Genomic DNA, 14,997 nt, shown 5'->3' with positions numbered 1-14,997 from the left:
TAGTGGAACACAATACAGCCGACACGATCGCCCTTTTCATATGTATCACCCCTGTCTGAGATCATAAAATAAACCGTTTGGTTTGTTTTATATTACAACAAACAGACCAAACAGTCAATTCCTGTATTGCTGTATCATAGAAATTTTGCTATACTGTAACCAAGAGGTGATGGATTATGAAGCAGGCAGAACGAAGCCGGCGCAGCCGCAGCATGATCCGCATGCACGCGTTTACCGAATTTGCCGAGCACGGATATGCCGGCAGCGGTATCAACCAGATTTGCACCAGAGGAAACATTTCCAAGGGACTGCTATATCATTATTATGAAAACAAGGATGCACTGTATCTTGACTGCATATCTCTTTTGTTTCAGGAAATGACGAATTTCCTGCGTGGGCAGCTTGATCTCTCCACACTGACGATCGACCAATACTTTGCCATGCGCATAGATTTTTTTCAGAAGCATCCGATGCATCGTCAGTTGTTTTACGATGTGCTGATATATCCGCAAAGCCATTTGGCCGAACAGATTGCAAAATGCCGACAGGAGTTTGACCAGTTTAACGATCATGCATTGCGCACCATCCTGCAAAAAGAAAATCTGGCCGATCGCCTGACGCTTGATCAAGCTATTGCGCAGTTTCGGGCGTTTGTAAATTTTCTGGGGGTCTATATCCGTGAGGATTCGGTACCCGATGCTGAGCAGAAAGCACATGAATTGCTGCACACAATGTTGTATGGATTGATCATGCGCTAGTATATACAATGGAAAAGTCTTATCTGAAATGATCTTATGATGTAGTCAAAGATTTCAGATAAGGCTTTCCTCTATCTACGCCATTCACTTCTACAGTCGATTTATCTGTGAGCGGCAGCGGGCTTCGGGACACTTTGTCTCAAAGCAGGGGAGCTTGTCGGAACGGTGACAGAGAAAAAGAGGATGCAGGCCGAAAGAACAGCGGGAACGGGGGATGCTATGGGCTGCGGGAGAAACCAGCAAAATACGGGGGTATTCCAAAAACTTTTCCATAACCCGACATAACGAAAGCCCGCAAAGACCTGAACGGCCTTTGCGGGCTCTTTTGTGGGAGCTATACAGTTTTCAGATACTAACCCAAGGCCATAGCCATAGGCATCCCTCGTTCCGGTATTTTATGGTGGAAATTAAGTTTCTGCCGCATAGTGAATAAGCAACAGCTCCTTTTCTCTTTTTATGAGCTTCTCCGAACCCTCCGCCGAAGCGAAAGGCTCGGAGAAGCCGGGGCCGAAGCCCCCCAACTTCGTATGGTTTACCCTTGTCTCCCGTCCTATCTGTCAGTTTGATACTTCGTCCAATCTGGGTCAGCGGTCAGCTTGGTCCAATGCCCATGCACATCTCCCTCGCGGTTGAAATCATGGCTGTTGGTAGCCTCCTGTACCACCAGATAGTACCATGCGCCCGGCTGCCAAGGCAATCGTTGAGAAATCCCAATAACCATGACTGCACACAGCAAGCATGACAGTATTCGCTTTTTCGTGTAGTGAAGTCCTCCTGTTTTTCTTTTGTCATGGCTTGGGGACAAAGTGTCCCCAAGCTCGTCCCTCCCCTATTAAGAGAGGATGATGATTGGATCAGCCGCTCCCGTGCGGCCTCTGCCGTTTCTTCCGGTGACTGCTGTGCCAGATATTGCAGCGCACCATTTCATTCTTCCAGAGAAGCGGGATCGGCTGGCAACTGCTCCAATATTCGGGCCAGCCGCACCCGCTGCCATTTGTCCAGATAGCGCAGATCAGATAAATACATGCAGTCCGCTTGAATAGAAAGCGCGTCCACAAGCGGTATTTCAAAGGTCATCGTTCCATCACCTCGCTTTCGTTCCATCCCACAGTCAAAGCCTCCGTTTCCAGTAGCCGGTCATAGGCTTGCTCAATCAGAAGTTCCAAACTGGATCGGATGCCCGCCTGCGTGGCAACGCACAGTTTCCGCAGGCACCGGGGATTGCATTTTTCCGGCGATACCCGCGCGTCACGGGACAAGGACTGGAGACGGACATTGATATTCCCCCGGTCCATTGGCCTACCATACCGAGTGCAGAATATAGGGCCGCTCCCGATCCCCTGCTCCCCGGCATAGGCCAGCAGCTCCGCCCGCAGACAGGGCGGGACGCGCAGCCTGCTCGGAACAAGTACCCAGCCCTCCCGCACGGCTTCCACGGTCACACGCGCCAGGGCATGAAGCGGCAGGTCCATCGTGCCGAACATCAGCACCAGCAGATAGGTCTGGCGTTTGCCCAGCAGCTTTGCCGTCTGGAGCAGCCGAAGATATTCATTTCTGGTCAGTTCCGGCAAAGGTATATTCTCGTCTGGAGAAACCTGTTCTACCCGGAGGTCTTGCCGTCCTGCGAACTCCAAAAGGCTGTTGACGGTGGCGGTGCAGCTATTGACGGTGCCCGGGGAATAGCCCTGCTCCAATAACTCGGACTGCCAGTTAGAAAGAAATGCGGGATCCAGTTTGCTGTCCTCCGGCAGACTTTTCCGCAGCCTGGAGAGGTTGCGGCGGTAGACGCTGATGGTATCTTTTGTCCGTCCATGCTCCCGCAGGTTTTCCAGGAACCGCAGCTCCAGCTCGTCTGTCAGGCACAGGCCGAGCCTGTGGGAGCGTTCTGTATTCTCAGGGAAACCGGACCTTCCCTGTATCTTTTCCTCTGGCATACCCATTACCTCTCAGCAGTCAGAATTAACATTCCGCACACAGCTTTAGTGCTCATGTGTCCATTGGAAAGGCCAAACGCAAAAAATAAGCGTCCCCTGCTCCCGTGAAAGGAGAGCAGGGGACGCACGAAACCAGGCCGCAAAAAAATCTTCTTTTTGCGGCTGGCTTTTTCACGCCCAAAAGTTAGGAACTTCCTTGCTTTTCAAGGACAGGAATGATATAATTACTTTGTATATGTAGTCCCGCAGGTAGAAAAACCGTTTTGTTTGGGGCGGAATGTTAACTCTGCCTATGATACCAGCCCCAAGCGGTCAAGCTGGCGCTGGTGCTCCTCGCCGGAGGTCAGGAGATAGATACGGGTCGTTTCAATGGAGCTGTGCCCCAGCACGTCCGCCAGCTTTGCAATATCCCGGTAGGCCCGGTAGTAGGCCGTGGCGAACAGGTGCCGGAGATTATGGGGGAACACCCTGGACGGCTCCACCCCCGCCCTGACGCACAGCCGTTTCATTTCCGCCCATATCTGCCGCCTTGAAAGACTTTTGCCGTTTCCCGTGAGAAAAATCTCGCCGGAAGCGGTTTTGTTTTTCTTGGCGTATTTCAAGAGCTTCCGTGCCAGCTTGGTGGGAATGAGGATCACCCTGACTTTCCCTTTCAAAGAGATCTCCGCCCGCCCCCGCTGAACTGCCTCCACGGTGAGATAGCGGAGTTCGCTCACCCGGACGCCGGTAGCGCAGATGGTTTCCATCACCAGCGCCAGCCGTTCCTGGCCCAGCTCCCGCGCCGTGGCAATCAGCCGGTCATAGTCCGGGCGGTTGAGTTCGCGGGCTGGGTCCCTGAACAGCCGCCGCTGTACCTTGACGAACCTCGCCCTGCATCCCTCCCAGCCGAGAAAACGGAACAGGCCGTTGAGGGCGGAAAGAGCCGTGTTCACCGTGGAGGGAGCGCGGCGCTCTGCCAGCAGTCGTTCTTTCCAGCCGGTCACGGCCTCCTTGGTAACGGCCTCCCCATCCAGCCAGAGGGCAAAAGCCCGCACATCCCGCAGATACTTTTCCAGCGTGGCTGGGGCCCGTTCCTCCTGCTTCAAATAGTGGCCATAGGCCGCGATCCGCTCCGCCGTCAATTTGAAATCTTCCATTTCGTAGCCTCCTGTCTGCAAAGTATGAGATTATTTTACCTTGCAGACTGGCCGCTATGCAGCCAAACTCCCAGGAAGCGCAAACCCTTGATTTCCAAGGCATTTTCAGTGGTGCGCACTACCAGACCAGTTAAGCAAAGTCAAGAGAAATTTCAGATTTTAGGTCTGGGAGAAAAACGAACATGACAATAAGGCCCAGTGGTAGCTGGGCCTGTAAGGGTATTTATGTTATGCGACAGAAACCAGCCCCAGCCGAGTAGCGTGTTGCTCCGGTTGACGCCACTCAAACGGTTTCTGGTCGCGGAGAACGGCAAAGATAATATTACAGAGCTTGTGCATGAGAGCACACATAACAATTCGAGGTGGTTTTGTCTTGCATTTTTCTTGGTAGTAGGCAAAGAGCACTGGATTAGCGGGGGATTGATTTTGGTGTGGCGCAACAGAGGAAACGGCAGCCAAATGAAGCAAGGCTCGGACATAGGAAGAACCACGTTTAGATAGTTTCATTTTGGAGTCTGTAAACATACCGGATTGCCGCTGGGATGGATCAAGGCCGAAATATGCCACAAGTTGCTTGGGCTTTTGAAACAGGGTAAAATCTCCGATTTCAGCAAGGAGCGCAATGGAACTGTGGGGGCCAATCCCAGGGATGGTCTGTAAAAGTGCAATATTCTTTTGGATAAACAGTTCCTGAATGATCAATGCTTTGATAGCCTGTTCGATTTCCCATATACCGTTCAACAAAGCGTCCAGCATAGCAACGGCGGATATAACCACAGCCGCATTTCCTGGTGCGTAAAGGCCAAGCCGCAGGGCGTCCTCGGCAACATGGCGAAGTTTTTCCACCTTTTTCACTCCAAAAGTGTGGCCTTTATATCCGGCAATACAAATTATACGGAGCAGTTCGTTCTCGCTTTTTAACAGCAAGATCTGTGGAGTAGGACATTCCCGCAAAACAGCTCTTGAGGCAGCGCCACCTACATCCGAAAATACTTTATCGTAGCTAGGGAAAATTTGATCCAAGTATGCAGCTAGTCGGTTTTTGTAGCTTGTTACGTCGTTCATAAGTTCCGCACGCTGGCGGCAGAGCAGCCGTAGCCCTCGCAAACTGTCTACGGGAACTTGGGATTTTCGCAAGACCTTGAGCCGATAAAGCATTGCAATCTTGTAGGCATCCACCTTATCATTTTTTACTTTTCGGACATTGATGTTTTTCAACGCACCGCTTTGAATGGGATTGACTACAATCACCTCATACCCGGCCTCGCAGAAAAACTGGAATAGGATGAGATGGTAGTGAGAGGTAGACTCCATAACAATGACTGGGGCCACACCACACTCGTTCTCGACCCGACGCAGCTCTGCCACAGAGCGCTCCATGCTGGTTAAGTCGTGGTATATCTTTAGTCGAGCCATGATTTCATTGTTGGGAGCGAGAACGCACATATCGCTAATCCGCTTGCTCACATCCACTCCAACTACCGGAACCGTCTGTTTCATAACTGACTCCTCCTTCGCGGGACTTTTCATCTGATTTGCGAGAGCCAACAGGCGCGTGTGAAACACGGGTAGGCGGCAGGGCCGCACCCATCCAGCCGAAAGGTTGATACCCCCGCAGGATGAACGGACAGCTAATTAATAGGTAATTCCAAAGGAAACCCAGCAAGCTAGTATTGCCATTTTCTATCCCGCTTTGTCTCTATGCTAATATGGCTTTCCTCTGGGCGTACCCCCTCCGCACACCCTTAGTAAACAGCAACCTGTTACTGGCTTTGATTGTACCGGCAAGCAATGCAAATGTGAATACACGCTCACATTTCCTTCCGTCTGCTTGTTGAGGGCAGCGCCCCCAAGCCCCTTCTGAACGCAGAATTTCATTCTGTGGCTGCTCGTTCTGCGAAACACCGTTCCCTTTAAGATTCCATGGAACAAATAGTTCCTCCTTTACTTCCTGATGGCTACCGCGAAACACAGTAGCCATCGCTAGATGCGTGGGCGAAATGCCTACCCATCCTTCGCTTTTACTCCACACCCTGTGTCCTGTTTCAAGGCATAGGGTGCCCTAAAATGAGGCACCCCCTGTATAATGGGATGGCAAAACACCACCTCATCAGGGATACCTTTTAGCGGAATTTCTTTTTTTAAACTACTGTCAGCCCTATCCTTTTGCCAGAAAAAACAGGAGCGTGCCACACTCCTGTTCTTACCAATATAAAGAAAAACTTTTGCGCTAATTTCGTCGGTGAAATTAGTTCAAACGGAAGCTTATCTTACCATCGAAAATCTGGGAATACTCCGCGCTTATTTAGTTATTCCTGTCGGGCCTGCTCCCGTTCTTCGGCGGTGGGCGTAGTCTTATATTTTGCATACAGTTCATGCCGCACCATCGCGTCCGACTTTTGCTCCACCTCTTGATGATTTCCTCGGCATAATCATCGTCATAGGTCAGATGATACTCCACCAAAGTTACAAAAAGGTCATAGGGGATTTGTACACTTTTCATGTTCATTTCCTTTCCGCGACGGTTGCGACGATAGCGACGGTGTTTTTGACGGTATCATTTTCACCGTCGCGCCCCCGCCCCACGCTCGGCACTCAAGGGAAACCAATTTTGCAACCGCATCCAGCACCGGGGCTGGGCGCTCTTTATACAGCTCGTTTTCCATGCGTTCCAGATTCTAAATCTGGGTCTGCGGATCCTTCTTCGAATAGAGAATCTGATCCGGCTGATCCCGCCCCACAACTTTTTTGGTAGTGTCCAGCTCCGTGCGTTTTTTCTTCTGCATCAGCAGAGAACCCATCTGCACAGCCCAGCAATCCCGTAGTTCCAGAGATTGTCTCAAAGGAATCATCTGCCTGCTGCTTTCGGGTGTGGTGGACTGTCAGCACACAGATAACATGTTGATCAGCAAACTGTTTGATTCTGCCGGTGATCTCATAGTCGCTGGCATAACTGTACGCTTCACCGCCTACCTCACGGATATTCTGCATAGTGTCAATGGTGATGAGATTGGTGCCCGGGTACTCCCGCACAAAATTCTTCAGCTGTTCATTCAACCCATTCCCGATCTTTCCGGCGGCGGTAGCGAAGTGGCGGTTGGGGGGATTGTTCACACCGTACATCATAAACATCCGGCTCTGGATATGCTGAAAATCATCTTCCATCGCAAGGTAAAGTACCGTCCCCTGATGAACCTTGTACCCCCCACAAATCCTACCCGGTGCTGACATGGTAGGCGATTTGGGCCACCAGGAAGGACTTGCCGATTTTGGGTGCTTCGGCTAGGATATATGCCCCTGCGTAAAGCAGACCTTCCACCACCGGTTGCCTACTCTTATAGGTGGTTTGGAACAGCTCTGTCATTGTGAGTGTATGCAGGTATCAAGGGTCTGTCATGCGCTGCATCTTGCGGTACATTTCTTCCAGACTGTCCTAGGAGTTTACAATTTCATCGTTGCTTTTTTGCCCGGAAGTGGGTATACTATTTTCGTAAGTTTTGGAGATTGACTGCCCATCATCTGCGCCAACAGATGAGTCCTGGGTGGTCATTTTCTTCATCAATCATAGGCAATACCCTCCTGCATTCCTTTCATAATGGTTGTGATCATCTGAATGGTGTCCAACAGTCCCTCATTTACGCCTTGCCCGGCTTCGATCCGGTGGAGTTCGTCCAGCACTGTTGCCAACTTGATCCCGCAGGGCTTTGTAAACCTTGGGGTTGCCCTGCACCACCACATCTCGTTCCAATAGCCACCGGATAATGTAGTCCTGCTTGGTCAGGCCGGTGAGCTTCACCAGGGTTTCCAGTTGGAGATCTTCTTCCGCCGACACTCGGAAAGCCACCGTCTTGTTTCTTCAGCGGTTGTGGTTGTCGTAGTTCTTCTTAGACATTTTCTTACACTCCCTTCTCATTTTTTAGCAAATCCAGCTTGTCAGCCATTTCCACCTGACGGGTGGGGGAACAGATGGGCGTATCGGTATGTGATGTCGATACTTTCATGTCCCACACGCTCTGCAAAAGCCAGGGCGGTAAAGCCCATATCGATCAACAAACTGATGTGGCTATGTCTCAAATCGTGTATACGAATTCGTTTCACCCCGGTTTGCTTACAGCCACAGTCCATTTCCCGATGAAGATAGCTTTTGTTGATGGGGAACATCCGGCTGTCCAGCTCCACTCCATAGAGCTGTTTGATGTAGTCCTGCAACTCATCGCAAAGGAACTGTGGCATCTGGATCACGCAGTTACTCTTGGGTGTCTTAGGCGTAGTGATCACATCCTGCTTATTGAGCCGCTGGTAAGACTTATTGATGGTAACAGTGCGCTTTTCAAAGTCAAAGTCCGACGGGGTCAGAGCCAACAGCTCACCCTCACGGACACCGCACCAGTACAATACCTCAAAGGCGTAGAAAGACAACGGCTTGTCCATCATGGCCTCAAAAAGCCGGATGTACTCCTCTCGGATCCAGAACAGCATCACCTTTCGTTCCTTTGCCCCCCTGTTGCCAGCCTGTCGGTCAGGGTTGATATTCAGACCGTAAAATTGGGCAGCATGGTTGAAAATTGCGCTAAGCTGATTGTGAACTGTCTTAAGGTAAGTTTTCGACAGAGGTTTGCCATAGCAGTCCCTCAATTCCCGAATTTCATTTTGCCAACGGATAGTGTCCCCTCCTTGGTGAGCCAGGTATTAAGTTTCAGCTTGGGTTTAATGTCCTTCTCATAGAGAGCAACAAAGCTCTCAAAGGTCATATTCACATCAGTCTGTTTTTCTATCAGGAACTCCCGTTCCCATTCCAGCGCTTCTCGCTTGGTGGCAAAGCCGCGCTTGAGCTTCTGCTGGCGTTCGCCCTTTCAATCGGTGTAACGGAATTGAATATACCAGGTTCCATTGTCCTTATTTTTGAACGCTGCCATAATTATTTCTCCTTCCTTTCTGTCTCAGATCTTGTACCATAGAATTTCTCATGGAAAAACTTTCTGTCAATTCGACTGGCAACGGTGATGCAGCCGTTTTTTGCCACTTCCTCATTCATCTGTCGCATGATCCTATAGGCAAAGGGGATGGAGATCCCCAACTTCTCTGCCACTTCGTTGACACGCATAAAAATCTGATTTGCCATAGTAAGTACCTTCCTTACCTTGTTGATTATTTCTGCTTGCTGATTTTGTTTTTCATAAAGACCTCATCACCCTCTGCTGCCACTTTTTCTCAATTTTATAACTAAAAAACTAGCGTAATATTTTTTGTGCTTCGTTATCTAAGCTTATTTGCTTAGATAATCTTAACAAAACTAAACAAATATGCTATGTTTCAAATAGAAACGATCATAGATTGGAGTTGGTCGCATGGCGATTGGTGAACGAATTCACTTTTTCCGTCTCCTGCGGGGGATGACACAGAAATATCTCGGTATGGCGCTAAGCTTCCCGGAGAAGTCTGCCGATGTGCGCCTTGCACAGTACGAAACAGGATCAAGAACCCCAAAGGCAGACCTGACCGCTGCCCTGGCTGAGGTACTGGATATCTCACCCCATGCGCTTTCTGTCCCTGACATAGACTCCTATGTAGGGCTGATGTACACGCTGTTTACCCTGGAGGACAACTATGGACTCAAGATCAGCGAGATGGATGGAGAAATCTGCCTGAAAGTCGATGTGCGAAAGAACAAGGACGCCGCCCGGCTGCACGAAATGCTCTGTTCTTGGCAGCAGGCCGCTGCCATGTTGGAGGCAGGTGAGATCTCCAAAGAGGATTACGACAAGTGGCGCTACCACTACCCGGAGTTTGACAAGGCGCAGACCTATGTGAAGGTGCTGCCCCAGGATCTCGCTTGACCATCTCACTTGTAGGCCATGAGAGGGGCCGTTTGTTGCACAGGACAATAATAAAAAGAAAGCTAACTGACTAATCAAAATCAGTTAGCTCTCTTTTTATGAATAATGAAAAAATGTTGCCAAATCGTTGCCACAGAGGGCATCACGCCTTAGAAAACCCAGTCATTCCGGGCTTTTTCAGACCTCTGAAATTATTCCCACTCAATCGTTGCTGGCGGCTTGGACGTAATATCATACACAATCCGGTTGATATGGCCGACCTCGTTTACAATCCGCACACTCACACGGTCGAGTACCTCATACGGAATCCGCGCCCAATCGGCTGTCATAAAGTCGGTGGTAGTCACCGAGCGCAGCGCGACCGTATAATCATACGTCCGTCCGTCGCCCATCACGCCGACCGAGCGCATATTGGTCAATACTGCAAAATACTGGTTCATCGTATGCTCCAAACCAGCCTTTGCAACCTCATCACGAAAAATAAAGTCTGCCTCACGCAGAATATCCAGTTTCTCCCTGGTGATCTCACCAATGACGCGAATCGCAAGGCCCGGGCCTGGGAACGGCTGGCGCATGACCAAGTATTCCGGCAAATCAAGCTCGCGGCCAAGCTGGCGCACTTCATCCTTAAACAGCAGGCGCAGCGGCTCTATGATCTCCTTGAAGTCCACGAAATCCGGCAGGCCGCCGACGTTGTGGTGGCTCTTGATAACCGCCGCGTCACCCGCACCAGATTCAATCACGTCTGGGTAAATCGTTCCTTGGACCAGATAATCGACCTTGCCGATTTTTTTGCCTTCCTCCTCGAAAACGCGGATAAATTCCTCACCGATGATCTTGCGCTTTGTTTCCGGATCGGAAATACCGGCCAGCTTGTCCAGGAAACGCTTCTCCGCATCCACACGGATAAAGTTGATGTCCCATTTCGCAAACGCGGCCTCGACTTCGTCTCCTTCATCCTTACGCATAAGGCCATGGTCGACAAAAACACATGTCAACTGATTTCCGACCGCTTCGGCCAGCAAAGCTGCCGCAACGGAGGAATCCACGCCGCCGGACAGCGCCAGCAGGACCTTGCCATCGCCGACCTTTTCCCGAATCGACTTGATCGACGAATTCTTATAGTCCTCCATCGTCCAGTCGCCTTTGGCGCCGCACACCTCATAAAGGAAATTTTTCAGCATCAACGTACCGTTTTCTGTGTGATTGACCTCCGGATGGTACTGCACGCCGTAAAAGCCGCGCGCCTCATCCGCGATCGCTGCTGTCGGACACATTTCGGTATGTGCGACAAGCGAAAAGCCCTCCGGTACTTTCGCCATGTAGTCGCCGTGGCTCATCCAGGATATTCCCTGCTCCGGAAGCCCCTTGAACAGCTTGCAGCCCGTATTATAAAATGTATCCGTTTTTCCATATTCGCGCGCTGTATCCTCCTGCGCGGCAGTTACCTCGCCCCCCAGCGTATGCGCCATAAGCTGGCAACCGTAGCAAATCCCTAAAACCGGAATGCCCAACTCAAAAAGCGCCGGATCGCACTTCGGAGATTTTTCATCATAAACGCTGTTCGGTCCACCGGTAAATATGATGCCGATTGGATGCATCGCCCTGATCTCCTCAAGCGGGGTTTTGTAGGGCTTGACCTCACAATATACATGATGTTCACGCACGCGCCGCGCGATCAACTGGTTATACTGCCCGCCGAAGTCCAGCACCAGAACAAGCTGATGGTTTTCCATTCTCATTCTCCTTTCCCTGTTCCTGTATTCCTTATATAAAAATTATGCCACAAAGCACGAATTTCGGCAAGCATTTTCCCCCTATTTCCTGCCTTTCGGCAAGATTATGGTTTCGCTTGCAAATATTCCGGAAAATTTATGCATAAAGCCCTTCAAAGCGGTGCATACTGCGGGATGCAGAACATTCTGGAAAGGGTGTATGATTTTATGGATCGAAAATTATTGATCGCTGTACTGCTGCTGCCCGCCACAGTACTCTTTTCCGGCGTGGCGCTTGCAGCCGGCCTGACATCGGAAACGCCGGCTGCGGGCGTCCCTGCAGCCTATGCCGTCGAGGCAGAGACTTGCGTAGAGATACCGATTGAGGTAGAGCTGACCGCTGCGGATTCTGATAATGATATTGTTCTGTACCAGCTTACCGAACAGCCTCGTCTCGGCACTGCATCGATCGAAGGAAATATTCTATCTTATTCCCCTGCGAAAAAAGCGGGCAAGGATAAATTTTCCTATACGGTTGTCGATGCCAACGGGAATACGGCGGAGCCTGCCGACGTTACGATCACAGTGAAAAAGAACCGCGCTGGACTCACCTATTCCGACATGACGGGAAATCCCGCGCATTATGCCGCAATCTGCCTATCGGAAAATGGTATTATGACCGGCGAAAATATTGGCGGCTGTTCCTTCTTCCGTCCTGCCCAGACCGTGACGCGCAGCGAATTCATCACTATGGCAACCGCGGTCGCCAAGCTTCCGGTTGAACCGACCCAGCAGACCGACTTTGCCGACGACCGTGGCCTCTCTCTATGGGCAAAGCCCTTTGTGAGTACAGCCGCCGCAAATGGGCTGGTCAGCGGATACCAGACCGCCGGCGGCCTGGCCGAGATACGGGGACAGAACCCCATCACATTGGCGGAAGCAAGCGTTGTGATTCGAAATCTTCTGGGAGAGGCGCTCGACGGCGCGGAATATGTTATCGCCCCCGAGCATACCGCAGAAATGGACTGGGCGCAAAGCGCGGTCAGCAGCATGTCTCGGTTGGACGTGCTCTCCCCTCTTGCTTCGATGCTGGACAGCGGCGAACCGATTACCCGGCAGGTCGCCTGTGAAATGTTATACCGCGCAATGTTGCTGATGGAAAATTAAAGGAGGGGCGCTATGCGCCCCTCCTTTCAGGTATCACTTTTTTCAAAGTCGCGGTACAGCAGGCTCGGCTGAATCCCCGTATTGTTCTGATATTTTCCACTGGTATACGGATCATACTCTCCATCGATATCGTGATAATAAATCTGACAGATCTCCACATTAGGATAAATCCGAATCGGCTGCACGCAGAATATCTCCAATGTCCAGTAACCCGCAAACCCCACGTCTCCAAAACCAGCGGTAACATGGATGAACAGACCCAAGCGTCCGGTCGACGACCGTCCCTCCAGCATGGGGATATACCGGTCTGTCACCGTATATTCGTTTGTGCGCCCCAGGTACAGGCGGTTGGGCTGTAAGAGCAGGCCTTCCTCCGGTATCTCGATACGGTGCGCCGTATTCGGGGTTTTCATGTCAAGTACATCGTTATCATAAACAAGCAGCTCGTTCGCCAGCGACAGGTTATAGCTGTTCGGATTGACCCGCTTTGGATCGAATGGCTCGATAATAATTTCCTTGCCGATATGCTTTACAATCTCCTTACCGGACAGAATCATATACTTCCCTCTTTCCGCATTCACAATATACCTTAGCCGATATCTCAAATGAAGGTACGGCAATCCATATAGGATCTTATCAAACCACATCCTGCTTCTCCATTTTTACTCGATGCGGAGTCTTTCCACCGCCGCCTCATCCGGCGTGACGTAGGCTGTTTGGTACACATGATAGATCACCATACCCGGCTTGGCTCCCGCCGGCTTTTTGACCTGCCGTACCGGTGTGTAATCCACTGGCACAAGCGAGGACTGCCGCGCTTTGGAGTGGTACGCCGCGATCATGGCCGCTTCCGTCATAGCCCGATCGGTTGGTTCGCGCCCATCGGCCACCAGAATCACATGCGAGCCGTGAATCTTCTGTGTGTGGAACCAGATATCGCTTTTAAACGCAGTCTTCAGCGTCAACAGATCGTTTTGCAGGTTGTTTTTTCCCGCGAAGATATCAAAACCGTCGCTCGAGCGATAATGGAACGGCTTTGCGGCCACCGGCTTCACGCGTTGCTTTTTGTTGCGCGCCTGCTTGCTGGACAGGACGCCCTCCTGTGTCAGCTCCTCCCTCAGCTGAGCAAGGTCCCGTTCACTCTCCGCCTCACCCAGCGCGACCAGCACGCTTTCCAGATAATCCAGATCTGCACGGCCCTGTGCGAGCTGCTGCGTCAGCACTTCCTCCGCAGTCTTGGCTTTGTTGTACAGCTTGAAATACTTCTGCGCGTTTTGCTGCGGCGTCAATCGGACATCCAAAGCGACCTCCACCTCGGGACAGGCCTCGTCGTAATAGTCCACGACCACCGCCTTGTTCATCCCCTTTTCAAGCTGGTACAGGTTTGCCGTGATTAGGTCGCCCAGCCGTTTATACTGTTCGCGGTTTTGCGTCGCGTCCAGCTCCTTTTGCTGCGCAGCCAGCTTTCTTGCCAAGCGGTCGCGCGCGTTGACGACGGCCTTATGCAAATCGGCCGAGCGCCGCGCCATGCGCTCCGCTTTCCCTTTTTTCTCAAAAAACGCGGCCAGCAGGTCCGAGAAGCTTTGCTCCTGCGATACTGTCATCAGGCCTTCATATTGCGTGATTGGCAGAAAGGAAAAGTCAAAAACCGCATGATCCTCTGTCTTCGTAAGCAAGAACGGCTTCCACCGTTTTTCTGTGAGATAGCTTTTCAGGTCCTCAAACACCTGCGCCAGACGAAGCTGCTCCTCTGCGGTCAGTTTGCCGACCGGCTTCGCGGCGTCTCCCGTCGCCCGATAGGATAGCTCGCGGCACAGCAGCGGCGAAAATCCAAGCAGTTGGCTGAGCAGATATCGGTCAAGCCCCATCTCTCCATCCGCGGATTGCAGGGAGGCCGACAGCCCCACTCCCGACAGAGCAAAGGGGTCATGCTTCTCCTGCGCCGGCGGCAACCTGTAAAACAGGCCGGGCAATACCTGCCGCTTACCGGAAAGGTCTCCGTCCACGCGGCGCATCGCGTCAATGATACGGTTATCCTCCCCGCACAGGATGACGTTGGAGTGCTTCCCCATCAACTCGCAGATCAGATGTTTTTTGCAGGCCACCCCCATTTCGTCTGTCGTATCCAGTTCGATAGTCAGCATCCGTTCCACAGCCGGCTGTACGACTGCCGCAATTTTTGCCCCCTGCACATGCTTGCGCAGGAGCATGCAGAACATGGGCGGCGCCGCCGGATTCTCTCGCGCGACGTCAATAAAATGCACCCGCGGCGCGCCGGCGGCGGTCGACACCAGCAAGCGCCTTGCGCCGCCCTGGCCTCTCGTCTGCAGCACGATCTCATCCCGATCGGGCTGGTACACCTTTTCCACACGGCAGCCCGCGAGCACATGATTCAATTCTTCCGTTACTGCCCCAAGGCAGATAGCATCTAATGGCATGATCGATCTTCC

General features: G+C 51.6%; 13 protein-coding genes and 2 pseudogenes. 3 read left to right on the top strand and 12 right to left on the bottom strand.

What is annotated here, in order from left to right; genetic code table 11:
• Nucleotides 1-176 precede the first annotated feature (176 nt).
• Complete coding sequence (locus DBQ51_RS00435; RefSeq protein WP_107630430.1) at nucleotides 177-758, top strand: TetR/AcrR family transcriptional regulator; 582 nt, start codon at nucleotides 177-179, stop codon at nucleotides 756-758.
• A 550-nt stretch (nucleotides 759-1,308) separates the two neighbouring features.
• Here DBQ51_RS00435 and DBQ51_RS16365 read toward each other — a convergent pair.
• From DBQ51_RS16365 to DBQ51_RS00395, 9 genes and pseudogenes are all read right to left on the bottom strand, one after another.
• A complete protein-coding gene (locus DBQ51_RS16365) occupies nucleotides 1,309-1,455 on the bottom strand; it encodes a hypothetical protein (RefSeq protein WP_159068010.1) in 147 nt (48 codons plus the stop codon).
• Nucleotides 1,456-1,682: 227 nt separating this feature from the next.
• Entirely contained in the window at nucleotides 1,683-1,862 is a 180-nt protein-coding gene (locus tag DBQ51_RS16360) for a hypothetical protein (RefSeq protein ID WP_159068009.1), read from the bottom strand.
• On the bottom strand, nucleotides 1,832-2,692 hold the full coding sequence (locus tag DBQ51_RS00430) for a tyrosine-type recombinase/integrase (RefSeq protein WP_159068008.1): 861 nt from the start codon (nucleotides 2,690-2,692) through the stop codon (nucleotides 1,832-1,834). The genes DBQ51_RS16360 and DBQ51_RS00430 overlap by 31 nt, the downstream gene beginning before the upstream one ends.
• 290 nt (nucleotides 2,693-2,982) lie before the next feature.
• Nucleotides 2,983-3,828 carry a tyrosine-type recombinase/integrase gene (locus DBQ51_RS00425; protein ID WP_107630428.1) on the bottom strand — a complete coding sequence of 282 codons (846 nt, stop codon included), beginning with the start codon at nucleotides 3,826-3,828 and terminating at the stop codon, nucleotides 2,983-2,985.
• Between the two features lie 228 nt (nucleotides 3,829-4,056).
• Nucleotides 4,057-5,328 (bottom strand): IS110 family RNA-guided transposase, encoded by a 1,272-nt coding sequence (locus DBQ51_RS00420; RefSeq protein WP_159068007.1) that lies wholly within the window; start codon nucleotides 5,326-5,328, stop codon nucleotides 4,057-4,059.
• A gap of 1,146 nt (nucleotides 5,329-6,474) precedes the next feature.
• A complete protein-coding gene (locus DBQ51_RS17465) occupies nucleotides 6,475-6,993 on the bottom strand; it encodes a helicase RepA family protein (protein ID WP_242977785.1) in 519 nt (172 codons plus the stop codon).
• Nucleotides 6,994-7,386: 393 nt separating this feature from the next.
• Nucleotides 7,387-7,672 (bottom strand): annotated as a pseudogene (locus DBQ51_RS00405) (plasmid mobilization protein).
• Nucleotides 7,673-7,724: 52 nt separating this feature from the next.
• Nucleotides 7,725-8,744 (bottom strand): annotated as a pseudogene (locus DBQ51_RS00400) (site-specific integrase).
• A gap of 2 nt (nucleotides 8,745-8,746) precedes the next feature.
• Entirely contained in the window at nucleotides 8,747-8,950 is a 204-nt protein-coding gene (locus DBQ51_RS00395) for a transcriptional regulator (RefSeq protein WP_107630426.1), read from the bottom strand.
• A gap of 226 nt (nucleotides 8,951-9,176) precedes the next feature.
• On the opposite strand from DBQ51_RS00395, the gene DBQ51_RS00390 reads away from it, so the two are divergent.
• Nucleotides 9,177-9,665, top strand: a complete 489-nt coding sequence (locus DBQ51_RS00390; RefSeq protein ID WP_107630425.1) for a helix-turn-helix domain-containing protein — start codon at nucleotides 9,177-9,179, stop codon at nucleotides 9,663-9,665.
• A gap of 191 nt (nucleotides 9,666-9,856) precedes the next feature.
• On the opposite strand, the gene guaA is transcribed toward DBQ51_RS00390, so the two are convergent.
• The gene (gene guaA / locus DBQ51_RS00385; protein ID WP_054325865.1) at nucleotides 9,857-11,401 is read right to left on the bottom strand and encodes a glutamine-hydrolyzing GMP synthase; all 1,545 of its coding nucleotides are present in this window, start codon (nucleotides 11,399-11,401) and stop codon (nucleotides 9,857-9,859) included.
• A gap of 207 nt (nucleotides 11,402-11,608) precedes the next feature.
• On the opposite strand from guaA, the gene DBQ51_RS00380 reads away from it, so the two are divergent.
• Nucleotides 11,609-12,547 (top strand): Ig-like domain-containing protein, encoded by a 939-nt coding sequence (locus DBQ51_RS00380; protein ID WP_159068006.1) that lies wholly within the window; start codon nucleotides 11,609-11,611, stop codon nucleotides 12,545-12,547.
• A gap of 26 nt (nucleotides 12,548-12,573) precedes the next feature.
• Here the strand turns inward: DBQ51_RS00380 and dcd are convergent, their stop codons facing one another.
• The gene (gene dcd, locus DBQ51_RS00375) at nucleotides 12,574-13,104 is read right to left on the bottom strand and encodes a dCTP deaminase (RefSeq protein ID WP_054325863.1); all 531 of its coding nucleotides are present in this window, start codon (nucleotides 13,102-13,104) and stop codon (nucleotides 12,574-12,576) included.
• A gap of 105 nt (nucleotides 13,105-13,209) precedes the next feature.
• A complete protein-coding gene (locus DBQ51_RS00370; protein WP_107630424.1) occupies nucleotides 13,210-14,985 on the bottom strand; it encodes an Rqc2 family fibronectin-binding protein in 1,776 nt (591 codons plus the stop codon).
• Nucleotides 14,986-14,997: the final 12 nt, after the last annotated feature.

It is taken from the genome of Agathobaculum massiliense (assembly GCF_900291975.1).
Lineage (GTDB): Bacteria > Bacillota > Clostridia > Oscillospirales > Butyricicoccaceae > Agathobaculum > Agathobaculum ammoniilyticum.
This window is presented reverse-complemented; position numbering and strand designations above follow the sequence as displayed.

Coding starts and splice junctions, on each gene's coding strand:
- DBQ51_RS00435 (WP_107630430.1), top strand. CDS start 177: ATGAAGCAGGCAGAACGAAGCCGGCGCAGCCGCAGCATGATCCGCATG.
- DBQ51_RS16360 (WP_159068009.1), bottom strand. CDS start 1,862: ATGGAACGAAAGCGAGGTGATGGAACGATGACCTTTGAAATACCGCTT.
- DBQ51_RS00430 (WP_159068008.1), bottom strand. CDS start 2,692: ATGCCAGAGGAAAAGATACAGGGAAGGTCCGGTTTCCCTGAGAATACA.
- DBQ51_RS00425 (WP_107630428.1), bottom strand. CDS start 3,828: ATGGAAGATTTCAAATTGACGGCGGAGCGGATCGCGGCCTATGGCCAC.
- DBQ51_RS00420 (WP_159068007.1), bottom strand. CDS start 5,328: ATGAAACAGACGGTTCCGGTAGTTGGAGTGGATGTGAGCAAGCGGATT.
- DBQ51_RS17465 (WP_242977785.1), bottom strand. CDS start 6,993: ATGGAAGATGATTTTCAGCATATCCAGAGCCGGATGTTTATGATGTAC.
- DBQ51_RS00395 (WP_107630426.1), bottom strand. CDS start 8,950: ATGGCAAATCAGATTTTTATGCGTGTCAACGAAGTGGCAGAGAAGTTG.
- DBQ51_RS00390 (WP_107630425.1), top strand. CDS start 9,177: ATGGCGATTGGTGAACGAATTCACTTTTTCCGTCTCCTGCGGGGGATG.
- guaA (WP_054325865.1), bottom strand. CDS start 11,401: ATGGAAAACCATCAGCTTGTTCTGGTGCTGGACTTCGGCGGGCAGTAT.
- DBQ51_RS00380 (WP_159068006.1), top strand. CDS start 11,609: ATGGATCGAAAATTATTGATCGCTGTACTGCTGCTGCCCGCCACAGTA.
- dcd (WP_054325863.1), bottom strand. CDS start 13,104: ATGATTCTGTCCGGTAAGGAGATTGTAAAGCATATCGGCAAGGAAATT.
- DBQ51_RS00370 (WP_107630424.1), bottom strand. CDS start 14,985: ATGCCATTAGATGCTATCTGCCTTGGGGCAGTAACGGAAGAATTGAAT.